Source organism: Frankia sp. CgKIO3 (assembly GCF_977946435.1).
Map to the genome: position 1 here is coordinate 1 of NZ_CDWTMO010000171.1, position 5,513 is coordinate 5,513.

Annotated in this window: 2 protein-coding genes and 2 pseudogenes; all 4 read left to right on the plus strand. The window is 70.6% G+C overall.

What is annotated here, in order from left to right:
* The first annotated feature begins 822 nt into the window (after nucleotides 1-822).
* The 4 genes and pseudogenes from pdhA to pheA all read left to right on the plus strand — a co-directional run bounded on the left by pdhA (nucleotide 823) and on the right by pheA (nucleotide 5,345).
* Nucleotides 823-1,989 (plus strand): annotated as a pseudogene (pdhA, locus tag AC08OJ_RS16500) (pyruvate dehydrogenase (acetyl-transferring) E1 component subunit alpha).
* A complete protein-coding gene (locus AC08OJ_RS16505) occupies nucleotides 1,986-2,981 on the plus strand; it encodes an alpha-ketoacid dehydrogenase subunit beta (RefSeq protein ID WP_476596197.1) in 996 nt (331 codons plus the stop codon). The pseudogene pdhA and the gene AC08OJ_RS16505 overlap by 4 nt, the downstream one beginning before the upstream one ends.
* Before the next feature lie 4 nt (nucleotides 2,982-2,985).
* Nucleotides 2,986-4,235 (plus strand): annotated as a pseudogene (locus tag AC08OJ_RS16510) (dihydrolipoamide acetyltransferase family protein).
* A gap of 72 nt (nucleotides 4,236-4,307) precedes the next feature.
* On the plus strand, nucleotides 4,308-5,345 hold the full coding sequence (pheA, locus tag AC08OJ_RS16515; protein WP_476593974.1) for a prephenate dehydratase: 1,038 nt from the start codon (nucleotides 4,308-4,310) through the stop codon (nucleotides 5,343-5,345).
* Nucleotides 5,346-5,513 lie beyond the last annotated feature (168 nt).

Genomic DNA, 5,513 nt, shown 5'->3' on the forward strand with positions numbered 1-5,513 from the left:
ACGTCACGCCCGCCGGGGCCCGACTCGGCGAGGATCGGGCCCGCACGGCCCTGACCAGGCAGATTCACTCCCGTCGCCGGGTGAGATGATAATCACCTCAAGCCCCCGGGGTCGGTTTTCCAGGGTTACGTCAGACTCGCTACCCCCGCCTCTTCGGCGAGTCGACTTACGAAAGTATTTCTACCTGATGCGCGGCGCGCTCCATGCATTAATGCCGGGTCGGGGCCCGCGCGATGACTATCAAGGTGATTATGGACACGATCCAGCCGCCAACGGGGGGTGGAAAATCAGAGAACCAGAGCCAAGAAGTTGAGCGGAGGAGGATCGTGACCACGGACGGCGCCCGAACCGGGCAAGCCGGCGAACCGGGACAGCTCAAGCGAGGCCACGGCTCCCCGCACCTCGCTTCCTGATCGTCGGGCCTGGCCTGGGCGGCTCACCTGGACGGTGAGAAGCCCCCCTCGTCCTGGCCAGGCTGTTGCTCAGGTCCCGCACCTCGACTCGGAGCCCGGAGCCCGAAGTCCGGAGCCCGGAGCCCGGAGCCCGAAGTCCGGAGCCCGGAGCCCGGAGCCCGAAGTCCGGAGCCCGAGACCGCGAGTCAGCACGCATCGAGGACCGCGCTGGCCAAGCGGACCTTACTGGTGATCGTGCACCGGCGCTCCACTTCCGCGAGACCGACCAGGTTCGCTGCTGGACGAGTCCTCCCCAGTTCGCCCGCCAGCCCACGGACGGTTCCGACCTGCATCAGCAGCCGGTCAACGGCGGCGTAGATCTGACCGGCATCCCCGAGCCCTTTCCGCCACCAACTGCCGAAGGTGGACCATGACAATCCTCGACGACAGCACCGCGCCCGGCCTCGTCGGGCCGCCGAGCTCCCACGGTCCGCGTCGTGACCCGGCTCCGCTCCTGCCCGACCCCGAGCCGGTCCAGGTCCTCGGCAGGAGGCTGCGGGGAAGGTCGACACCGATCTGCTGCGCGTCCTGTACCACCGCCTGGTGCTGGGACGGCGCTTCAACCAGCAGGCCACGACCCTGGCCAGGCAGGGCCGCCTCGCCGTGTACCCGGCGTCCACCGGCCAGGAAGTATGCCAGATCGCCGCGGCCATGGTGCTGCGGGAGTCGGACTGGCTGTTCCCCAGCTACCGCGACACGCTGGCGGTGGTATCGAGGGGCGTGCGCCCGGTGGACGCGCTGACGCTGATGCGCGGGAACGCGCACAGCGGCTACGACCCGTGGGAGCACCGGATCGCGCCGCTGTCGACTCCGCTGGCCACCCAGGCCTGCCATTGCGGTGGGCCTGGCCCACGCCGCCCGCCTGCACGCGGCCTCGGATCCGTGGGCGGCGGAGGACGTCGTGGCGCTTGCCCTGATCGGCGACGGCGGTACCAGCGAGGGCGACTTCCACGAGGCGCTGAACTTCGCCGGGGTGCTGAACGCGCCAGTGGTGTTCCTGGTACAGAACAACGGCTATGCGATTTCGGTGCCGCTGGCCCAGCAATCCGCGGCACCGACGCTGGCACACAAGGCGGTGGGCCATGGGATCACTGGTCGCCTGGTGGACGGTAACGATGCGCCTGCGGTGCACGGTGTGCTGCGCACGGCGGTCGAGCACGCGCGGTCGGGTCGCGGCCCGGTGCTGGTCGAGGCGGTCACCTACCGGCTGGAGGCGCACACCAACGCCGACGACGCGACCCGCTACCGCACCTCGGAGGAGGTCGCTGCCTGGCAGGCCCGCGATCCGCTGATGCTGCTGGAGCGGCAGCTGCGCAAGGCCGGTCTCCTCGACGACGCCGGCGTCGCCGCAGTCGCGCAGGCCGCCGAGGAACTCGCCGCCGAGATGCGCGCCCAGTTCGATCGTGCGCCTGATCTCGATCCGGGCTCGCTGTTCACGCACGTCTATGCCCAGCCGACCAGCCAGCTTCGTGAGCAGGCCGCCGAGCTGATGGCCTGGCAGGCCGCGGACGTAGCCAAGAGCGACGACGCACGATGAGCGCCGCGACCATGGTGCAGGCCCTCAACGCCGCGCTGCGCGACTCGCTGCGCGAGGACGCGCGCGTCCACATCCTCGGCGAGGACGTCGGCACCCTCGGCGGCGTCTTCCGAGTCACCGACGGCCTGGCCGCCGAATTCGGCGCGCAACGCTGCCTGGACACCCCCCTGGCCGAGGCAGGCATCCTCGGCACCGCCGTGGGCATGGCCATGTACGGCCTGCGGCCCGTCGTGGAGCTGCAGTTCGACGCCTTCGCCTACCCCGCGTTCGAGCAGCTCGCGTCGCATGTGGCCAAGATGCGCAACCGCACGGCCGGGAAGACCACGCTGCCGATCACCATCCGCATCCCGTACGGCGGCGGCGTCGGCGGCGTCGAGCACCACAGCGACTCCAGCGAGGCCTACTACGCGCACACCCCCGGCCTGCACGTCGCCACCGTCGCCGACGGCTACGGGCTGCTCCGCTCGGCGATTGCCTCGGACGACCCGGTGGTCTTCCTGGAGCCAAAGCGGCTCTACTGGTCTACGGACGACCGGCCCACGGACGACCGGTCTACGGACGGCTTCTCTCCGGTCGAGGTGCCGCCGATCGGCCGGGCAGTGGTCCGCCGGACCGGTACCTCGGCGACCCTCCTGACCTACGGCCCCTCGCTCCCCGTGTGCCTCCAGGCGGCCGCGGCCGCGCGATCGGAGGGCTGGGACCTGGCGGTGGTCGACCTGCGCTCGCTGGTCCCCTTCGACGATGAGACGGTCTGCAAGGCGGTCCGCGCCACCGGACGCGCCGTTGTGGTCCACGAGGCCGCGGGTTTCGGCGGCGTCGGTGCGGAGATCGCCGCCCGCGTCAGCGAGCGGTGCTTCCACCACCTCGCCGCCCCCGTCCTGCGGGTCACCGGCTTCGACATCCCTTACCCGCCCCCCATGCTCGAACATCACTACCTTCCCAGCGTCGACCGCATCCTCGACGCTGTCGCCCGACTCCAGTGGGAGCAGTAACACCGTGGCCGCGGTACGCGAATTCCCCTTCCCCGACCTCGGCGAGGGCCTGACCTCCGCCGAGGTCGTCCGCTGGCTTGTCGGCGTCGGGGACGTCATCACCGTCGATCAACCCGTAGCCGAGGTCGAGACCGCCAAAGCCGTCGTCGAGGTGCCCTGCCCCTATGCCGGCGTCGTCACCTCCCTCGCGGGCCTGGCCGGTACCAGTGTCCCGGTCGGCACACCACTGATCACCGTGGCCGTCAGCGAGCCGGCAGCAGGGCGAACGGGCTCCGGGAACATCCTCGTCGGCTACGGCACCAGCACGGACCCCCCCGAGCCCGCCGCCGACGGCGCGTCGGCGCACCCGGGCCGGCACCCGGGCCGGCGACGCCACTCGGGCCTTCCGCCCAGACCGTGGTCCAGCCCATGGTCAAGGTCGTCTCGCCCCTCGTTCGCCGCTTCGCCCGCGAGAACGCCGTCGATCTCCGAAAACTCGTCGGCACCGGCCCGGAGGGGCTGATTCTGCGCAGGGACGTGGAGACCGACTCGACCGTCGTCCCGCTGGACCCGCTGGCGCGGCGCGCGGCGGAGACGTTCGTGCGCAGCAGGCGCGAGGTGCCGGATGCCACCTGCTGGGTCGACACGGATGCCACCGCACTGCTCGCCGCCAAGGACACCCTCAACGACACTCCCAACGACACCCTCAACACGGGGGGCACCGAGCCCAGAATCGGTCTCCTGGCGATTCTGGCCCGCATCTGCGTCGCCGCACTGGTCCGCTTTCCCGCGCTCAACTCCGCCGTCGTCACCGACGCGGACGGCCGCGCGACCGGCGTGCGCCACCACGCCGCCGTCCACCTGGGATTCGCCGCGCAGACCCCGCGCGGCCTGGTCGTGCCCGTCGTGCACCACGCTCAGGGCCTGACCACCGCTCGACTGGCCGCCGAGATCGCCCGGTTGACCGCCGCCGCCCGCGCGGGCACGCTCACTCCCGCCGAGCTGACCGGCGGCACGTTCACGCTCAACAACTACGGCGTCTTCGGTGTCGACGGCTCCACGCCCATCATCCACCACCCCGAGGCCGCGATGATCGGCATCGGCCGGATCGTCCCCAGGCCCTGGGCGGTGGACGGCGAACTGGCGGTCCGCAGGGTCGTGCAGCTCTCGTTCACCTTTGACCACCGGGTCTGCGACGGCGCCACCGCCGGGTCCTTCCTGCGCTTTGTCGCCGACGCGGTCGAAGACCCCATGGTGCTGCTGCGCCACCTCTGACCACTGCACCTCTGACCACCGCTTTACCAGCAGGCGATGACCGCTGCCCGCCCCGGTCCTAGGAGGTCTGTCTTGCCTGCTTACTCCCCCCGCTACACCTATCTCGGCCCTGAGGGGACCTTCACCGAGGCCGCGCTGCGGACGCTGCCGGCTACGGAGACGCATGAGCTGTTCCCCTCTCTCTCCGTGGCGGAGGCGTTGGACGCGGTCCGCAACGGGGACGCGTCCGGCGCGCTGGTACCGATCGAGAACTCCGTCGAGGGGGCAGTGACCGCCACGCTGGACGAGCTCGCGACCGGCAAGCCGCTGATGATCTGCCGCGAGGTGCTGCTACCGATCAGCTTCGCGCTGCTCGTGCGGCCGGGCACCACGCTGGAGGACGTCAAGACCGTCACCGGCCACCCGGTCGCCCGGGCCCAGGTACGCCGCTGGCTCGCGGCTCACCTGCCGTACGCGGAGTGGGAATCGGCCGCGTCCAACGCCGAGGGGGCCCGGCTGGTGCGGGAGGGGCGCTTCGACTGCGCCTTCGCCGGGGAGTTCACCGCGCGGCGCTACCGGCTGGAGGCCCTCGTGACCGACATCCACGACGTCCCCGACGCCACCACCCGTTTCGTCCTGCTCGGCCGTCCAGGCCGCGCCACCGCGCCGACCAACGCGGACAAGACGTCCATCGTGGTGTGGCCGGCCGCGGACGAGCCGGGCGCGCTGCTGGAACTCCTGCAGGAATGGGCCGTTCGCGGGGCCAACCTGATGCGGATCGAGTCCCGGCCGACCGGCGAGGGCCTGGGCCGGTACTGCTTCTCGATCGACGCGGAAGGACACGTCAGCGACCGCCGGGTGAGCGAGGCCCTGATGGGGCTGCACCGGATCTGCCGGAAGATCCGCTTCTTGGGGTCCTACCCCCGCGCCGACGAGGTCGCCCCGTCCGTGCCCCCGAGCATGACGGACCACGAGTTCGTCAGGGCCGCCGACTGGCTCACCCGCTGCCTGGACGGCCGTGGCGAGGACTGGGCGGCGTGCGGACTGGGATGCCTGCGGACACGATCCGGCGGCCATTGTGCGGTGCGTCTGATGAAGCGGTGCCATAGCCCTTTCGTGGTGATGTCATAAACGCGTCATTATCTTGCGCTGGCAACGCCATATCCGATTGTCGCCAAATGATGGTGCTGTACGGTGCTCTTTTCCCCATTCGGGGCTATTCCGTGGAGACGTGCGACACAGACCCCCGGCGGCCTGCTCGGAATCAGGAGTAATAGGTACATGGGCCCATGTGTCTTT

Excerpts from the sequence above, each read along its gene's own strand:
- AC08OJ_RS16505 (WP_476596197.1), top strand. The coding sequence starts at position 1,986 with ATGAGCGCCGCGACCATGGTGCAGGCCCTCAACGCCGCGCTGCGCGAC.